This window comes from bacterium (assembly GCA_021108215.1).
Classification (GTDB): Bacteria; Oederibacteriota; JAAXVQ01; order JAAXVQ01; family JAUVAV01; genus JAIORK01.
This window is the reverse complement of record JAIORK010000033.1, coordinates 17,715-35,414: the sequence shown is the minus strand read 5'-3', so window position 1 is coordinate 35,414 and position 17,700 is coordinate 17,715. Positions and strand designations below refer to the sequence as shown.

The window sequence follows — 17,700 nt, the reverse complement described above, 5'->3', positions numbered from 1 at the left end:
CGCCGACCTATACTGCTACACCAACAGCCACCCCGACGTATACGCCGACGTATACTGCGACGATTACACCAAGCGTTACACCGACCAATACACCGTGGGCGGATGCCTATATTGAAGACAATGTGACATTACTCAATCAAACCCAGAACTATGAATATACAGTCGTGGCAAGAGGCAATAGTGATATTAATACACTTTATATTTCAATTCCTTCAGGATGGGCGGTACCGACAACACCGTCCTCTAATATTTTAGGCGGGCTGGTTTCATTTGCGGGAAGTCAAATTCAAATAACGTATACACCGCCCATGAGTGTCGGTGTTTTTGACAGTATTACACTTACAGCCACAGCGCCCGGTAGTGGTGGCGTTTATTACTGGAATTCTTATCTCAATGACGGAACCTATCAAACAACAACACCGGTTACGAAAATACAATATGTAACTGTAATTACAGCAACAGCAACGGTTACGCCGACATTTACACCGACACATACTCCGACCGCGACCCCGACCTATACGGCCACCCCGACGGTCACGCCAACCGATACACCACCGTTTACCATGACCGCCACCCCGACTGCAACGCCGACCGCAACGCCGACGTTTACCGCAACCGCAACCGCGACCCCGACGTTTACCCCGACGTTTACAATGACACCGACTGCGACGCCGACTGCAACCGTGACATTTACGGCGACACTTACGGTGACGCCGACCGCTACGCCCACTTTAACCGTGACCCTTACTGCGTCACCGACGTATACACCGACCCCCACAGCCACCGTGACTTATACGGCAACCACGACGGCAACCCTGACTCATACAGCCACCGTGACCCCGACAGCGACGATGACAGCGACACCTTCGGCGACGCCGACGCCGTCGCCAACAGGAAGTTTGACGTTTACTGTGACCGTAACCGCCACCGCCACACATACCCGGACACAGACCGGTACGATCACACCGACCCCTACGATTACAATGACAGCCACACCCACGCCGGTTTACCAATTGGTTCTGGTTACGGACAACGAAACATTTACTGCCGGTGTTAATCCCGGTTATACCGGGACTGTTGCCACAGCCATTGCCGGTTACCCAGTCACAATTACGATTCGTGTGCTTGATATGAGTACATTTCAGACAGTATCGCTTAATGGTATACTGATTTTGACTCCCTCAGGGACTGTCGGCGATGTGCAAGAATTGCCCAATGAAGTGAATTTGGTGAATGGTGAGGCGGTGGTGACGCCGCGATTGATGGTGCCGGGACAGACGTTTACCATTTTGGCAAATGCTCTTACGCCGTCATTCATTCTGCCGGGAACGACACGCCCGATACCTTGTGATGCCGGAACTCACTCCTTAGATCCTTATTTAGAGATGGACCATCAATCGCTGGCACCCATCACCGCTTTGCAGGGTGAGTCCAACATTGATATGCTCGCATTGAATCTTAGCAATCCCAATGCTTCCGGTTCTTCGGTGTATGATGTTATGGGTTTGACCTTGACTGCCGGCGACTATCAGGGACACGCAGTAGCTTTTAACCAAGCGATTTCACATATTGCTGTGCTGGATGGTCAGAATCAGGCGATACTGGCTGCGATCAGCATACCCGCAGCCGGAGACACGCAATATATCAGCTTTCCGGCACAAAGTTTGCTTATCTATCCGGAACAAACCAGACGATTACATGTACAGATCACCATCGCATCGGTGACTTCAATTGCGACCCTGCGGATTGGTATTTCAGAGGCGGCTCACCTGGAGTCGCGTTTCCTGGATGGCACCACAATGCTGGTGCGCTCGGCAAGCACGGATACTTTTCCGATGTTTTCCGATGATGTTGCGATACGTTCGCGCGTACTTGCCGAATCATTTATTAATTATCCCAATCCGTTTATTGCCGGCCGTCAGTCCACAGATTTAGAATATTTTCTTGAAGCGGAAGCGGAAGTCAGTCTTAAGATATATAATATCGTAGGACAGTTGGTCAAGGTGATCGTACCGGCTCAGATTCAACCGGTTTCCAATAGTTTATTTCGCTATACTTGGGACGGCCGAAACGGCAGCGGGCAGATTGTACTCAATGGTATTTACTTTGCGGTTTTACAAATAAAACCGGTACAAGGCGGCGAGAGTAAGCAATTGGTACTGAAAATCGCAGTGCTTAAATAAAAAGGGAAGTTGGAAAAAGTATGGACAGGACTCGGCGATGAAAAAAGCAATTGTTTTTTTCATGATGATAGTGATTGTAATCGGCGTACAGCACACTGTTATGGCAGCGGAAGATGCCGGTACCAATAATCCTTTTGAATTGGGAGCCGGTTCCCGTGCATTGGCCATGGCGGGTGCGTATGTTGCAATTGCTGATGACGTGACCGCTATGTTTTGGAATCCGGGCGGTTTGGCGCAATTGGAACAAATCGAGATCGCTGCCATGCATATTGATCTGTATTTTGATACACCGTATGATTACTTCGGCGTGGCATATCCCATATTGGATTGGGGAACATTTACAGTAGGGGCCATTCGGGTGGCAACCGAAGGTGTTGTCTTGCGTGACGAACAATCACAAATTATTGGTAGCGGGGAAGGCAGTCTGGATATGCGTGAATACCTAATTGGTTACAGCCGTGACCTGATTTGGAATGTTCGCGCCGGTATTGCCGTGAAAATTGATCAGCAAAGGCTGTTGGGGGATTTTGATACCGGAGTCGGGATGGACATGGGGTTTCATTATCAGTTTCCCCGTGATTTGACGGGAAAAAACGGGTTTGATTGGAGCCGGTTGACGTTAGGACTGGCGTTTCAAAATCTGTTGGGTTCACAGTTGAAACTCGGGGAAACAACGGATGTGATACCCCTAAATACCAAAGCCGGTATTGCCTATACCTATCAAACGCGTGATACCTTGAAACAAAAAATAATTGGCAGTCTGGCCTGGGAAAAGTCAACCTGGCGTGAATCTATTCTGGCGGCGGGTTTGGAATACAGCCTCTACGAGCTGGTGGCATTGCGCGGGGGTATATCAAATTCATCCTGGACAGCCGGGGGCGGGGTGCGGTATGCGGGCATCCTGTTGGATTACGCCTTGGCGGGAGAAGCCTTGGGATTGACCCACCGGTTTACACTTTCTTACCGTTTTGGTACACCGCTGCCTAAACAGCGTGCTTTGCGTGAGAAACAAAGAGCGGAAGCAATGGACCGGGAGGCGGAACGGCGTGCCAAGGCTGCGGTGGAAACGACCCGGAAAAAAATGAATAAAGCTATGAAATCCGTGGCCCGACAGCACCGTCGTGAAAAAAAATCAATGCTGGCCAAACAAAAACGTCTGATCACAGCAGAAAAAAGGCGTCAGACAGTAAAACGCAAAGCAGCAGTGACGGATGAATATTTTAAGGCTATGCATTATTTCCAGGGAATTAAAGATTATATGGGAAAAAATTACCAGCAAGCATTGGTGGAATTTGAAACCGTTGAAAAATATGATCCCAAGTATTTGGAATTGCCGTTGTACCTTTCGCGTACACGTCAACGGCTTTCCGGTGATAAGACCACAGTACAGTTTATGAGTGAGAAAAATTTCCAACTTTATTATCAAGGGATTGATTTTTATATTGCCAGTGAATTTGAAAAAGCAATTCTTGTTTGGCAAAAAGTACTGGAACAAGAACCGAACAATGCGCTGGTGCTTAGAAATATCGAGGAAGCCAGGGAGCGCATTGCCAAATTGAAAGCGGTTACCAAGACGGTTGAACAAGAAGAAAATCAGGATTCCGGCAATCCTCCCAAACGGTGAAATACAAAAGTGGTGTCATCCGGGAATAATTTGTAAAAAAAAATAAATAATTGATTTGTTTCCGAAACGGCAATGTGGTTAAAATATAAGCGATTTTTTATCGTGCTAGCGCGAACATGATGGACAGCCTGTCCGGCGAATGCCGGGTAAGTCCGTGGATTTTTATGGGCGTACCGTTTTTTAGGGCAGGCAGCTGTTGAGGACAAACGAGAGTGAGGGGAAAGAGACATTGGCGGGAATTCTTTCCAAGTTATTTAAAAAACCGGTTGTACAAAAATACGAGATTGAAGTCACGGCCGAGGAACGTCATTTGGGTGAGATTCGGGATTTTATCACCCAGGTTTCGGTTGAAACCGGTTTTTCTCAACATGAAATCAATAACATCAAACTGGCATTGGACGAAGCGTGTTCCAATGTGGTGCGTCATGCCTACAAAGGGATGGAACCAGGTAGTTTAAAACTGGAAGTTTTACGGCGTACCGATGAAATGGAAGTTGTTGTTATTGACCGTGGGAAAAGTTTTGAATGGAAAAAATCCAAAACTCCGGATCTTAATCGTTATGTAGAGATCGGCAAGCGGGGTGGATTGGGTATTTGGTTTATCCGTAAGCTTATGGATGATGCCGACTATAAAAGTACCCGGCAGGGCAATCGACTCCGCCTGTTGAAAAAGGTTAAAGCCGGAGGAAAAAAAATCGGACAGGTACCGGCTCTGCCGGAGGGATCCGCGGAAACAACGTCGGCGGTTGCGCAGCCAAAGCAACGCCGGATGAGCAGTGTCAGTATTAAATATCTCTTTCCTGTAACCATCTCGGTGGCTGTTTTGGTGCTTGTGATTTTTGCTTATATGTTTTCCAATCAGGCAAAATCGATGCGCAGTGAGATTATTTCCAGCGCCATGGAAGCCACCAGGCGGCTTGCGCAGGATTCGGAGAACTATCTGCTCAAACATGATGACCTTCACTTGACCGGGCTGGTGAAAACCATGGTGCAGACCAATACCAAACTGGCCTATGCATTTATTGTGGATAATGAAAATTTGATTTATGCCCATTCGGTTACTCAAAAAATGTTCAAATCATTTACACCCGGACCGGGATTCAAGCTTCCGAAAAAACAAGAGACGGTTATTCAAAGTATTCAGGATGGAAATAAAAAAGAGGTGCACAACATTAGTGCTTCGATTTATCTGGGGGATATGCGGCTGGGAACTGCACATATCGGTGTTTTGGAAGACGCTATTTTACAAGATATTAAGACCGGCCGAAAAAACGCAGTGCTCATTTTTTTCATTGCTCTGGCAGTAAGTACTTCAGGTGCCTATTTTCTAATGGCATTTTTAATTGCGCCAATCCGGAAATTGACCGATGGGATGCTGGCGGTTAGCCAGGGGAAACTGGATCATCGGATTATGATTCAGAGCAATGATGAATTTGGGCAGATTGCCAATGTGTTTAATGAGATGACGCAGAAATTTAATGCCGCCCAGCACAACCTGCTTGAGCAGGAGCGTCTCCAACAGGAAATGCAGGTGGCGCAGGAAATTCAGCATACACTTTTGCCGCGTGAGTTGCCGAAAATTGAGGGCTATGAGGTCGCGAGTTATTACCGGAGTGCCAAAGAAGTCGGTGGTGATTATTTTGATTTTGTCTGGGTCGATGATAATGTTTTAGGCGTGGCGGTCGCGGATGTTTCCGGTAAAGGGATTCCCGGATCATTGGTGATGACCATGATTCGGACCGCCTTGCGGTTGGAGGCGCGGGGCAACCACAACGCAACCGAGGTAATGGATAAAGTGAATGCTTTTGTGACCCGCGATATGAAAAAAGGCATGTTTGTCACCATGTTTTACATTATTTTAGATGCACGGCGGCGTGTGATTAATTATTCCAGCGCCGGCCATAATCCGATGATCCTCTATCGTGAAGAAAATGAAGAAGTTTATTTTTTAAAACCCCGCGGATTTCCATTGGGAATTGATTTGCCCAATCCGGATCTTTTTAGGAAATCATTGACACAGGAAAGCGTCAAATTGAAAAAAGGGGATTTATTATTGGTCTATACAGATGGTATTACCGAAGCCATGAATCCCCGGCGGGAACAGTATGGTGAACAGCGCCTGATTGATCTTATGAAACAAAATCACAAGCTTTCTGCCGAGGATTTTATCGGCAAACTTTCTGATGATATTGTCACGTTTACTGAGGACTATCCCCAAAATGATGACATCACCTGTGTGGCGGTGAAGGAGAAGATGATGGCGGATGATGTGCAGTTCAATCTTCGCCGGAAACTTTTCTATTTGGTTGAAGAAAAAGGTGTGTCGGTTCGCGAGGCTTGCCGACACTTAAATGTATCGACAACAACCTATTACCGACTGAAGCAATTACGGGACAAGCATGGGATCAAGGCCTTGCGGAGCAATATCGCCAGAAAAGATGTTCAGATGCAGCAGCTTTCTTTAGCCGAACGCCAGCAGATTGTTGACGCGGTAATGCGAAATCCCCTATTTGGGTCCAAGAGAATTTCAGAAGACTTGGCTAAGATGAAGCGGGGGAAAGTAAAGCTATCTCCCAAAATGGTTTATCAGGAGTTGAAACGGTTGCGGCTTTCAACGCGCGAAGAGCGTGAAGAGTATGTTGCCAAGAAGAAAGTTGACTAGCGTACTTTTGGTATGATATTATCTGGACGATAAAAAGGAGTCGATCTATGGAAGGTATTCAAATTGCCGTTGAAACGACCGGAGCGCAAAAGGATCTCTATGTTGTCAAAATCTCGGGATACATTGATACGACCACTTCAGGAGAATTGGAGCGGGTGATCCAGGGGCTGCTTCGGGAGCAGCACTATAAAATTATTATTGATCTGCAAAGTGTTGATTATATCAGTTCAGCCGGCTGGGGTATTTTTATTTCTGAGATTAAAAATATCCGGACCCATCACGGTGATCTAAAACTTGCTTTGATGTCCGAAACAGTCAATGAAGTTTATGAGTTGCTTGAGTTTTCAACCATTCTGACATCAGCGAACACGGTTGCCGATGCCGTCAGGCTTTTTGAACCCGGAACAGCGCCGGTTGAAAAATCTCAGCCGAAACCGGTCGTCGCAGCGCCGGCCAAATTCGCGCCACCACCCAACCCGGCACCTCAGCCGGTTGCACCCCGCGTTACTCCGGCCGCGGTCAGACCCGTTGCTCCGCAGGTTACCAGACCGGCAGCAGCGTCTGCGCCGTCTCCGGTTTCAGTGGTGCAACCTGCGGCGGCATCACAGCCGGCAATGGGAGCGCCCAAGAAGCCATCATCGTCTTTGCTGCCGTTGATTGACCGTATTCGGGGTTTGGTCAAGGCACATCCTGATTGGGGAGCCTGGAAGTTGAAAAATGAATTAAATTTCCGCCGCGGATCGCAACCCAAGGTTAGTTGGGGAGAAGTCCGGGCGGAATTGAAATATAACAATCTCGGGTCCAAAAAAAATCGTTTTAAATTTGCCAGAGATATTTAATGATGCATTGGAGGGACGTTTCTTGAGTGGGTTTAGCTTTACATCAACAATCCACGGTAAACAATATGATTATACTGTTCGGACCATGAATTTTGATTCGATCCGGAGGATTGTGATTAATCTGAATGATAAAGACAAAGTTATCAATACACGTGAGATTCCCTATGATCCTGCTTTGAGTGATGAAAACCTTATGGAACGGGTCAAATTGCAGCATCATGAGAGAGTCAATGGTTTGCAGGAACTCATGAAGATTTCCGCTAAACTGGAAGTCAAACCTAATGTTGACTCCAATCATAAACTGGGGTTGGTTTTTTTGCACAATGGTATGGGCAGGGAAACCATCGCTGAATTTAAACGCGCACTCTCACTTTCTCCCGAGAGTGCGCCGGTTTTGAATCATTTGGGTCTGGCTCTTTTACTGGAAGAAAAGCATGCCGAGGCGCTTAAGGTATTTAAACGTGCCGTCGAACTCAAACCAACCTATCCTGATCTGCATAATAATTATGGGCTTGCGTTACTAAAATCCGGGGAATTTGAGGATGCGCAGAAGGAATTCAACCACGCCATTGAAATTAATGGAAAATATGCCGAGGCCTATTTTAATATTGGATTATGTCTTGTGTCGCAAGTGGCAGGCAACGGTACGCCGACGGAAGACGTGCAGCAGCGTATCACCCGAAATTTAAATAAGGCAGTTGAATTCAATGCTTACTTAAACAATCAGTTTTTTAAAGTGGCGCAAAATTATCTAAGCAAGGAGCAGTACGACGAGGCCCGCCAAGCGCTGATTGAAGCGAAGACAGAAGTATTGTCGCAAACCGGCAGTGAAATTTACCATGAATTTTATCTGCGTTTAAAGTACGGAGAAGAAGGTGTTGACCGCAGAGCCACCGAACAGTATATTATTCGGCTTGAAGAAATACTGGAAAAGCATTCGCACTATGTTGACATCCACAATGATCTGGGTGTGGCCTACCTCATTCAGTGCAGGTTTTTATTTAACCGGGCGATTAATGAGTTTAAACGCGCTTTGGCAATTAATGAAAATTATACTCAGGCAAAGAAAAATCTTAAACTGGCTGAGAACGAAGGCAAAGGTTTTTTAATTCTGCTTCGGGCAATTCTTTACTTCTAAAAAACTTTTCAGGGTTTGCCGTTTTTTTCCACAAGGGATGTTTATTTTCAAGGGTGAAACCGGTTTAGGGGGAAATAGTGTGCTTATTCTGGTGATTAATTGCGGTAGTTCGTCTCTTAAGTATACCTTATTCAATCAAGACCGGGAAGTGTCTGCAGGATTGGTGGACCGGATTGGAACTGCAAAATCTTCCTTTTCACGCACCGTCTCCAATGGAAAAAAACGTTCCCAATCGGTTGCTGTGGCCAATCATCGGCAATCGATTAAACTTGTGGTTGATTCGCTGGTTGAAGACGGGGTGATTGCCCATCATTGTGCGATTGGAGCGGTGGGACACCGGGTTGTGCATGGCGGTCCCAGATATGCCGACGCTGTATTGGTTAATCAAAGCGTGATCAACGATCCCATTGGTAGAAATTTGGCTCCGTTACATCAGGTGAGTTATGCGGGTATCGAGGCTTGCCTTACGATTTTTCCGAAAATCCCCCAGGTTGCGGTTTTCGATACGGCATTCCACCAGACCCTGCCCGAACATGCTTTTACTTATGCGCTGCCCCATCAGCTCATGAAAAAGCACAATATCCGGAAATACGGTTTTCACGGAACTTCGCATAAATATGTTACGCAAGAAGCCATCCGCATTTTACGTAAACCGGCGAATCGGACGAATTTGATCACCCTTCACTTGGGAAATGGTTCTTCCATTTCCGCAATTCAAGGCGGGAAATGTGTCGATACCAGCATGGGATTAACCCCCTTGGCAGGTGTGGTTATGGGAACCCGGTGTGGAGATATCGATCCGGCCATTGTACCGTTCTTAATGGAAAAGGAAAAACTAAGTGTGCGGGAAATTGATCAGCTTTTAAACAAAAAAAGCGGTATTTTAGGTTTGTCCGGTGTTTCCAATGATCTTCGCGAAGTGCTTGCCAAGGCGGAAAAAGGGAGCCGGAGAGCCCGGCTTAGTTTGGATGTTTTTATCTATAGTATTCAAAAATATATCGGTGCTTACCACGCTATTTTAGGCAGGACAGATGCCATCGTTTTTACAGCAGGAATTGGTGAAAAAAGTCCTTATTTAAGGGAAAAAATATGTGAAAGGCTTTTTGGTATTGGCATTAAAATCGATAAGCGCAAAAACGCCGGTACAATTTCGCAGGAAAGATTTATTCATACAGTGTCTGCCAAAGTAAAGATTTTGGTTTTACCAACACGAGAAGAATACATGATTGCCCGTGAAACCAGGCGTGTTATTGACAAGAAAAAATGAAAATTTATAGGTTTACGCTCATCGTGCCACGCGAACACGATGGGCTGCGAAGCGTAGCAGGAACGGTAATTTTTCGGTTGGGGCAGCCTGCCCGGCGTACTGTGTTCGGCGAATGCCGGATAAGCCTATGGATCTTTATTAAGAATAGATACAATTTATATTATTTTTTTAGCAACAAAAAAAGTTGACAAAACAAATAACGGACGGTAAACTCTCAACATCTGTTTCCTATCAGGAAAAGGAAATCTATCACATTTCAGGATAGAAGGAGGTGAAAACATAATTATGAAGAAAGTTTTAGCCTTGTTACTGACAGTATTATTTAGCGGTTCAATGATGATGGTTGCGGGTTGCGCACCCAAAAAGGCTGAAGAAGCGGCTCCTATGGCTGAAGAGATGGCTCCAGCAGCAGAAGAAGGAGCAGTTGCAGCGGAAGAAGCAGCTCCAGCAGCAGAAGCAGCTCCTGCCGGTTCCGACGAAAAAGCTGAATAATTAAGAAGAATTTATCTATGCGGTGAAGACCTAAATAAATTATTTAGGTCTTCACCGTTTTGTTTTATGGGTTTTATTTTTTTACGGCAGTTTATTCAATCGTGAAAAATCAGTGATGTATTTATGTTTTTTCTACATCTTTTATGGATATCGTTTTATAATATGCAGAAGAAAAACTGTACAATTCGTTGTACTATTATTTTGCTTGGAGGCGAAAGGCATGAAAAAACGATTTTATTTTTTTGCAGCTGTTGGCATGATATCTATTTTATCGACAGGATGTGGCACGGTGGATACGCGATCAACGGTTGAACAGATGACCAATGCCAGGGTCGCGGTGGAAACTGCTGAAAAAATGGATGCCAAAGCCTATGCATCTCAGGATCTTCGCCATGCCCAGGATGCACTTGCCATTGCGCGTGATGCCTATGCCAACCAGGCGTTTGAGCGGGCATTTGATTTTTCCAAGAAGGCAACCATTTACGCCTTGGTTGCCAAAGCAAAGACCGAGCAGAAAAAATCCGAGGAAAAACTTGTGGAAGTAAAACAACAATTGGCCAAGGTACGTGCACTGACTGAAACCTATATGAAACCGGCGGTGCCGACAATGTCCGTGGTACCAACGGTACCCGTGGTACCGGCGTCACAAACGAATCCGGCGTCTTCAAGTGGGCAACCGACACCAACAGCAACAACACCGGTGGAGGTGAAACCATGAAGCAGAGAAAGTCCATTCAGTTGCTGTTAAGCTCCGTGTTTATTCTTTCCATGCTGGGGTGTGCCACTGTGCCGACAATTGTGCCACAGGCGCTGATTGATGCTCGTTCTGCACTTTCGAGTGCTAAAGAAGTCAAAGCGGATATTATGATACCGGACGAATATCAGGAAGCCAGACGACGCCTGGAACAGGCGGAAGGCGCTTTTTCAGCGGATCAAAGTATCGCCACAGTGGAGGAATTGTCCTTTGAGGCCAAAGCCTATGCCGAGGTTGCTGAAGCCCATGCGCGGGTTCGCATTACAGAGCAAGAGTATGAAACCACACAGCAGGCCTTGATAACACAGCAGACCATGCTGCAGACATTGACCGTGAAAAATGCGGAAATCCAGCGTGTCAAGGACCAGATAAAAAAATCCGAGGAAGACAAACGGCTTGCACAAGCGCAGGCTGAAGCTGCTGCAAAACAAGCGGAAGCGGAAAGAAAAAAGCGCGAAGAACTTCAGAAAATGATGGAAGAAGCCAAGAAGATAAAAAATGCGAATGTTACGATGGAGGCGCGAGGGCTGGTCATTAGTTTGTCCGGGAAAGTCCTTTTTGATACCGGCAGCTCCAAGGTACGGGCAGGTGCCAAATCAGCATTGGATGGGGTGTCTGGGTTTGTAAGAAACTATACTCAATATAAGGTAAAAATAGAAGGGCATACAGACAGCACGGGCAGCGACCTAACCAACAATACGCTTTCGCAGGCCCGGGCTGAAAATGTTTTGAATTATCTGCAGCAACAAGGTGTTCCGTTTGACAGCATGATGGCTGTTGGATTGGGCAGTGCCCGGCCGATTGCGACCAACAACACTCCCACAGGCCGTCAATTAAATCGACGCGTGGAAATTATTCTCGAAAAGAAGCCGGAGACGCCAAAAGTCCAGTGAATGCCATTTTTGCGCGTCAACCGTTTTTAAAACTGTTTTTTTTCTCAATGATTCCGGTTTTTCTGTTTTTGAATAATGGGTGTGCACCCCGTTATTTGGAGAAAACACCAACCGCAATTTTACGCTATCCTTATATTCCGGTTGAGAAACAGGAATTGGAATCCTATCGCGCACAAATTTCAGCAAGCCCTTATTCGCCCGGCGTTGATCAGGCTAAATTTTGGATTGCGCAGGACGCCTTTAATCGCCTGCAATGGAATCAGGCACAAAAGCAATTTTCAGCTGTTTTGAAAAAATATCCCAACTCAAGCTGGGCGCCGGCAGCCGGCATTATGACTGCCCGAGCGCAAGTGAAGCTGAAACGAAATCTTGCTGCCTTGGCATTTTTGGCTAAGCTGGAGAAAAATTATCCCCAACAAACCGCCATGCAAACTGCGGCAAATCAATTGGTGCACAAAATCATCAATGACGAATTGAGTCTTTCGGAATTAGCCCGAGTACGGGTTACGTATCAGAAAACGCCATGGGCTGAACAGGCGCTGTTTGTGATTGGTAAACGGAATCTCGATTTTGGAAATCCGGACCAGGCAATAAAATTTTTCGAACAATTTCTTAAGCAGTATCCGCTGAGTGCGTTTGTTGACGTCGCGCGCGAACTCATGGAAAAAGCGGTCCGGATTGTTCCGGTAAACCGTACACGGATTGGATGTTTATTACCCTTGAGCGGGTCCTATGCTCCTTATGGTAAAACCATTCAAAATGGTCTGGAACTGGCGCTGGATGAAATTAATCGATTCCGTGATGAAAATGATTATTTGAAACTCGCCGTGGTGGATACAGCGGGAACCACCGCCGGCGCTGTGGCGGGTTTCAAACGTTTGGCGGAGACGGAGAAAGTTATTGCGATTATTGGGCCGGCATTATCAGAGTCGGTGAAAGCCCTCGTTCCGGAACTCAAGCGTAAAAAAGTGACGGTATTAACCACCTCCGCAGCTGAGCCCGGACTGGCCGCCCACTCACCTTTTTTGTTCCGCTATATGTTAACCAATCAGGATCAGGGTGAAGCCATGGCGGAGTATGTTGTGCTGAGAAAGAATCTTCAAAAAATAGGGATTCTCAATGGCGAGGCGGCGTATGACCGTTCTTTGGCAGAGGCGTTTTCCGAAAAGGTCAAAGCGTTGGGTGGCGAAATTGTGGCTCGGTTGGAATATTCCCGCGGTGCGACGGATTTTAAAACACAAATGATGGCATTGGGTGGTGTGGATCCCGGTTATTTGAAAGATTTGATTGTACGTGAACGGAAACAGATGGAACGGATTGTCGAAAAAATCAGCTATACCTCTCAGCAGTATTTGGTTCCTAAAGTCATTGATCCCACGCCCCCGGCGACCCCGGTGGTTTTGCCGGAAAAGCGGGTCGCGATTATTCGCTTTGCCGAGGAAGGGGACCGGACAGTTCGCGAAGGATTGGGGAAATTGTTCACTGAAAAAATATCTTATGCATTGGCACCGCGTAACGGAGTTGAGGTTTTAACCCAGGCGAAAACATTTAAGGGGATAAAATCCATTGGTTTGTCCACCCTGGGTCTGGGAAAATATGAATGGCGGAAAATTGGCGAAGCCCTCAATGCGGACTATCTCATTGTCGGCAGCATCCGGCAAGTCGGGGAAGAGACAGTTCACTTACCGGGAGAACCACTGCCAATTCGGTATACCGTGAAAGCCCGGTTGGTGCATGCCGCCAGCGGTGCGGTCAAAAAAAGTTTTAAGGAAACCTGGATCAAGAGCATTCCGCCGGATAAAAATGTTAAGGATATGGAAGCAATTTATTTGCCGGTATCTGCCCGGGATGCGGTGCTGGTTGCATCGCAACTGGCTTTTTACGATCTGAAGGCTGCGGTTTTCGGATCCGATGCCTGGCTTTCGCGGAAGTTTTTTCGGCAGGCGGGCAGAGAGACTGATGGCGCTGTGCTTGCCACTGGTTATTGGCCGGATGCGCCGTCCAAACGTAATCAAGAATTTGTAATGCGCTATGAGAATCTTTACAAAGTCCAGCCGACCGTGCTGGCGGTTCAAGCCTATGACGCGCTTTTTTTAATCAGCCATGTTTTGAAACAAATCGTCCGGCCCAATGCCAATCAGGAAGATTTTCAGAGGGTGCTGGCAGCTGTAAAAATTTTTTCAGGCATGACCGGCAGGATTAGGATTTCTCCTGATGGGGAAATTCGCCGCGAACCCATTTTTTTAAAAATTAAAAACAAAAAATTAAAGCAGGTCCGTTGAATTATGTTGGAAAATTATTATTTTAAAAGTGTCAAAGGGATGAAAGATGTTTTTCCCGAAGAAGCGGAGAAAATATTCCGGCTGGAAACATTGGCGCGCCAATTGTTCGGAAGGTTTTATTTTGGCGAAATAAAAACACCGGTCGTGGAGCACACTGTGCTTTTTGAGCGCGGCGTTGGTCAGGGGACGGATATTGTTAATAAAGAAATGTTTTATGTTCCTGCCAAAGATCAAGATGAAGCGGCGGCCGGTGAGCGGGAAAAAAAGATGGTTTTAAGACCCGAGGCGACCGCATCGGTTGTGCGGGCCTATGTGGAGCACGAAATTCATAAAAAAAATCCCGGGATGCAGCGGTATTACTATATAGGTTCCATGTTCCGTTATGAACGTCCCCAAAAGGGGCGTTATCGTCAATTTTCTCAAATTGGGATCGAGTTGTTGGGGTCTGAATCACCCCTCGCGGATGGTGAAGCAATTGTTCTTTTGCAAGCGTTGTTGTCTCAGACTGGACTGCATACCCTGACGTTTCAAATTAACGCAGTGGGTTGCCCGGTTTGCCGACCGGCGTATATTGAAAAATTACGAAAACATAGTCAGGATAGATTATCAGATATGTGTGAAGACTGTAAGACTCGGGTCGCTAAAAATCCTTTGCGACTTTTTGATTGTAAAAAAGAGCACTGCCGCGCGGCAATGCGATCGGCGCCTTCAATTCAGGAAGCATTGTGTGAGGATTGCAGGACACATCAAGGTTCGGTTTTGCGTCTGCTTGAGAAGGCCGGTATCCGTTTTTCGTTGGAACCGCGTTTGATGCGCGGACTGGATTATTACACCAAAACCGTTTTTGAAGTGGTGTCGAGCGATTTGGGCGCACAAAATGCGGTTGCAGCGGGTGGGCGGTACGATGGATTGGTCCGGGAATTGGGCGGGCCAAAGACGTCGGCCATAGGTTGGTCCCTCGGTGTGGAGCGTTTGTTGGCATTAGTACCGGCGGATACTTGGGAGAAAACGGGCTTGGATTTTTTTGTTGTTTCGCCGGGAAATGATTTGGAGAAAATTTTTTTGAGGGTTCTCGCTCTGCGTCGTGCCGGGTGCAAAGTCGGATTCGAGCATGAAGCGCGCAGTATGAAGGCGCTGTTTAAAAAAGCGGATCGAGCGCGAGCGCGGTTTGCATTGATGGTATCCACGACCGATTCGGAGTCGGTTGAAGTAAAAAACATGCAAACCGGAGAACAGTTTATTAAAACGTGGGAAGCATTACCGTCTCTGCTGCAAACGAGTGCGTGACGGATTGTCAAGATTTGAAATATCGTTTTTCGGTAGTTGGACGGTAGATAGGCGGTTAATGCATGCAATTGGACTTTGATCTACTGGGGATGTTAAAAGCGGGCAATGGCCTTATTTTTGTAGGGAGTGTGATACTGTTGGCGGCATTGGTCCTGGCGGCCCGTACGCTGACTGATTTTTATCGTTATTTTTTCCGGAAAAAAAATTTAACGGCACGAAAAATACGCTTGGCACCGGGTCGGAAAAGCATGTTGCTCTTGGGTGCGCTGTTATTGGTTTTTATCGGCACCACGGGCATTCTCGGCGGCATGACAGTTAAAACATATGTTGCCTTTACCCGGGCTGATCAGGTGGGCATTGTGGAATGTCTGGCCTGGAATTCGCAGGAGCAGTTTATGGTCGTGAGTCTGACCAAGATAGAGAAAGGCCGGATTGGAAAATCGCAAACATTTAGTCTGTACGGCGATCAATGGGAGATCAGTGCCCATATATTGAAATGGCATCCCAATGTCAATTTGCTGGGATTGCATACGGGTTACCGATTCAATCAAATCAAAGGGACGTATATCCGCGCAAAGGATGAAAATCAAAAACCACATCGCGCCTATGCCCTTGCCAATGGGACGGATATTATTTGGGGATTTCTCTCGCACTATGGAAAAAGTTTTCCTTTGGTTGATGCGGTTTATGGTAATGCCGTTTCCCGTCCGGCCCGGCCCGGCGAGCGGTTTGATATTTTTGTCACGACCTCCGGTTTGACTGTGCGTCGTCGCAAATAAATCAAGGATGCGCAATCATGCTTATTTATCGTGTCATTTTAATTGGATTGGGCGCGGCCGCACTTTTCTGGGGACATCGAATTGTCAAAAAAAATAATATCGCCATCCCATGGGGTGTTTTTACCAGCATCTTGGCAGGTCTCTATTTCCTATTCTACTTATGGCTGAAATTCGCCCAATATTATTCCTTCAACATCAACGCGCATGATTTTTCGGTTTTTCAGTATGCCCTGCATGCCACCTGGCAGGGCAAATGGTTGTATGTCGCTTTTTGGAAGGCTTCTTTTTTTAAAGAACATTTCAGTCCATTGCTGATTTTGCTGGTTCCGATATATGGCGTGTTCAAAAACGCAGCATTTTTATTGGTCCTCCAGTCTTTGGCTGTGGTTGCGGCGGCATGGCCGTTGTGGCGGATTGCCCGAGACATACTCAAAAGCCCGGAAATGGGATTTTGGATGGTGCTGATTTATTTTAATCAATGGCATGTGGTACACGGCCTTTTATATGAATTTCATGTTGAGATGTTCATGCCTTTTATCATTTTGATGATGCTCATGCATTTTCTTCAGCAGCGCCGATGGTTTTGGGTTTATTTTGTGTTGGCATTGATGTGCAAAGAAGATGTGCCAATTTATCTCTTCTTTTTTGGCATGATTGCAATGATTGAAAAAAAACATCGCAAGACAGGGGCATGGGTCATGGCAATCACCGTAATTTGGTTTGTTATGGCGCTGCTGGTGATTAGTATGTTTGACAATCGCGGCTGGAATATAATGGGATATTCATTTTTTGATAGCTGGCACTCAGGCAAAAGGATTGTGTTCAATATATCAAGTCTGCTACGTATGTTTCTGCCTTTGTTTGGGATACCGTTTTTGCATTTGTGGGGATTATTCGCGGCGGCACCGCTTTTGATCAACCTGAGCAGTGCCAACCCATTGCAATCGAATCTCATGCTTTATTATGCCGCACCGGTTATTCCTTTTGTGTTTTTTGCGCTGATTTTTGGAATTAGAACTTTTCAGACGTGGACACCTGTACAAATTCGCCCTATTATGATGGCCGTTCTGACAGCCGGTTTGGTGGTGTTTAATCTACATATATATAAACCTGACAAAGTGGTTGCGCGGCATCGTACGGGCAGCGCGATTGTCCGGCAAATTGACTGTAATCAAGTTGTCGCAGCACAGGGAAATTTGGTTCCTCATCTCAAGTATTGCCCCAAACTTCAGGTCCTGCCCGAAATGACTCGAGAAGCACAGACCGTCATCTGGGATCTGGAAGGCAACCCCTTTCCCATGACAAAGGAGTCCCGCGATGCACACTACCGGGACATGGCCAATGATTCTCAGTATGAAAAAAGTCTTCAAAAGCAAGGATTTGTTATTTTCAGGCGAAAAAACAATTCTGCGTTTTCAGAGCATAAGTGATGCGCCGGAAAAACAGGGGATTTCATATGCGGTCTGACGGCATGCGTTGACAGGCAGGTTGTCCGGTGAT

General features: G+C 46.5%; 13 protein-coding genes. All 13 read left to right on the top strand.

Annotated elements, in window-relative coordinates:
* Nucleotides 1-2,183: hypothetical protein (locus K8S19_07840; GenBank protein ID MCD4813586.1), on the top strand; the 2,183-nt coding region annotated here is incomplete at its 5' end.
* Between the two features lie 37 nt (nucleotides 2,184-2,220).
* Nucleotides 2,221-3,807 carry a PorV/PorQ family protein gene (locus K8S19_07835; protein ID MCD4813585.1) on the top strand — a complete coding sequence of 529 codons (1,587 nt, stop codon included), beginning with the start codon at nucleotides 2,221-2,223 and terminating at the stop codon, nucleotides 3,805-3,807.
* Nucleotides 3,808-4,003: 196 nt separating this feature from the next.
* Nucleotides 4,004-6,469 (top strand): SpoIIE family protein phosphatase, encoded by a 2,466-nt coding sequence (locus K8S19_07830; protein MCD4813584.1) that lies wholly within the window; start codon nucleotides 4,004-4,006, stop codon nucleotides 6,467-6,469.
* Nucleotides 6,470-6,516: 47 nt separating this feature from the next.
* Entirely contained in the window at nucleotides 6,517-7,308 is a 792-nt protein-coding gene (locus K8S19_07825) for an STAS domain-containing protein (GenBank protein MCD4813583.1), read from the top strand.
* A gap of 22 nt (nucleotides 7,309-7,330) precedes the next feature.
* Nucleotides 7,331-8,446: a tetratricopeptide repeat protein gene (locus K8S19_07820; protein MCD4813582.1), complete on the top strand. Its 1,116-nt coding sequence runs from the start codon at nucleotides 7,331-7,333 to the stop codon at nucleotides 8,444-8,446.
* A 79-nt stretch (nucleotides 8,447-8,525) separates the two neighbouring features.
* A complete protein-coding gene (locus K8S19_07815; GenBank protein MCD4813581.1) occupies nucleotides 8,526-9,713 on the top strand; it encodes an acetate kinase in 1,188 nt (395 codons plus the stop codon).
* A 285-nt stretch (nucleotides 9,714-9,998) separates the two neighbouring features.
* Entirely contained in the window at nucleotides 9,999-10,205 is a 207-nt protein-coding gene (locus K8S19_07810) for a hypothetical protein (protein ID MCD4813580.1), read from the top strand.
* 220 nt (nucleotides 10,206-10,425) lie between these two features.
* Nucleotides 10,426-10,923: a DUF4398 domain-containing protein gene (locus K8S19_07805; GenBank protein ID MCD4813579.1), complete on the top strand. Its 498-nt coding sequence runs from the start codon at nucleotides 10,426-10,428 to the stop codon at nucleotides 10,921-10,923.
* Nucleotides 10,920-11,852, top strand: coding sequence for an OmpA family protein (locus K8S19_07800; protein MCD4813578.1), 933 nt, complete (start codon nucleotides 10,920-10,922; stop codon nucleotides 11,850-11,852). Before K8S19_07805 ends, K8S19_07800 begins: the two co-directional genes overlap by 4 nt.
* Nucleotides 11,849-14,134: a penicillin-binding protein activator gene (locus K8S19_07795; GenBank protein ID MCD4813577.1), complete on the top strand. Its 2,286-nt coding sequence runs from the start codon at nucleotides 11,849-11,851 to the stop codon at nucleotides 14,132-14,134. The genes K8S19_07800 and K8S19_07795 overlap by 4 nt, the downstream gene beginning before the upstream one ends.
* 3 nt (nucleotides 14,135-14,137) lie before the next feature.
* The gene (gene hisS, locus K8S19_07790) at nucleotides 14,138-15,421 is read left to right on the top strand and encodes a histidine--tRNA ligase (protein ID MCD4813576.1); all 1,284 of its coding nucleotides are present in this window, start codon (nucleotides 14,138-14,140) and stop codon (nucleotides 15,419-15,421) included.
* Nucleotides 15,422-15,483: 62 nt separating this feature from the next.
* Nucleotides 15,484-16,200, top strand: coding sequence for a hypothetical protein (locus tag K8S19_07785; protein MCD4813575.1), 717 nt, complete (start codon nucleotides 15,484-15,486; stop codon nucleotides 16,198-16,200).
* 17 nt (nucleotides 16,201-16,217) lie between these two features.
* Nucleotides 16,218-17,630 carry a DUF2079 domain-containing protein gene (locus K8S19_07780; GenBank protein ID MCD4813574.1) on the top strand — a complete coding sequence of 471 codons (1,413 nt, stop codon included), beginning with the start codon at nucleotides 16,218-16,220 and terminating at the stop codon, nucleotides 17,628-17,630.
* Nucleotides 17,631-17,700 lie beyond the last annotated feature (70 nt).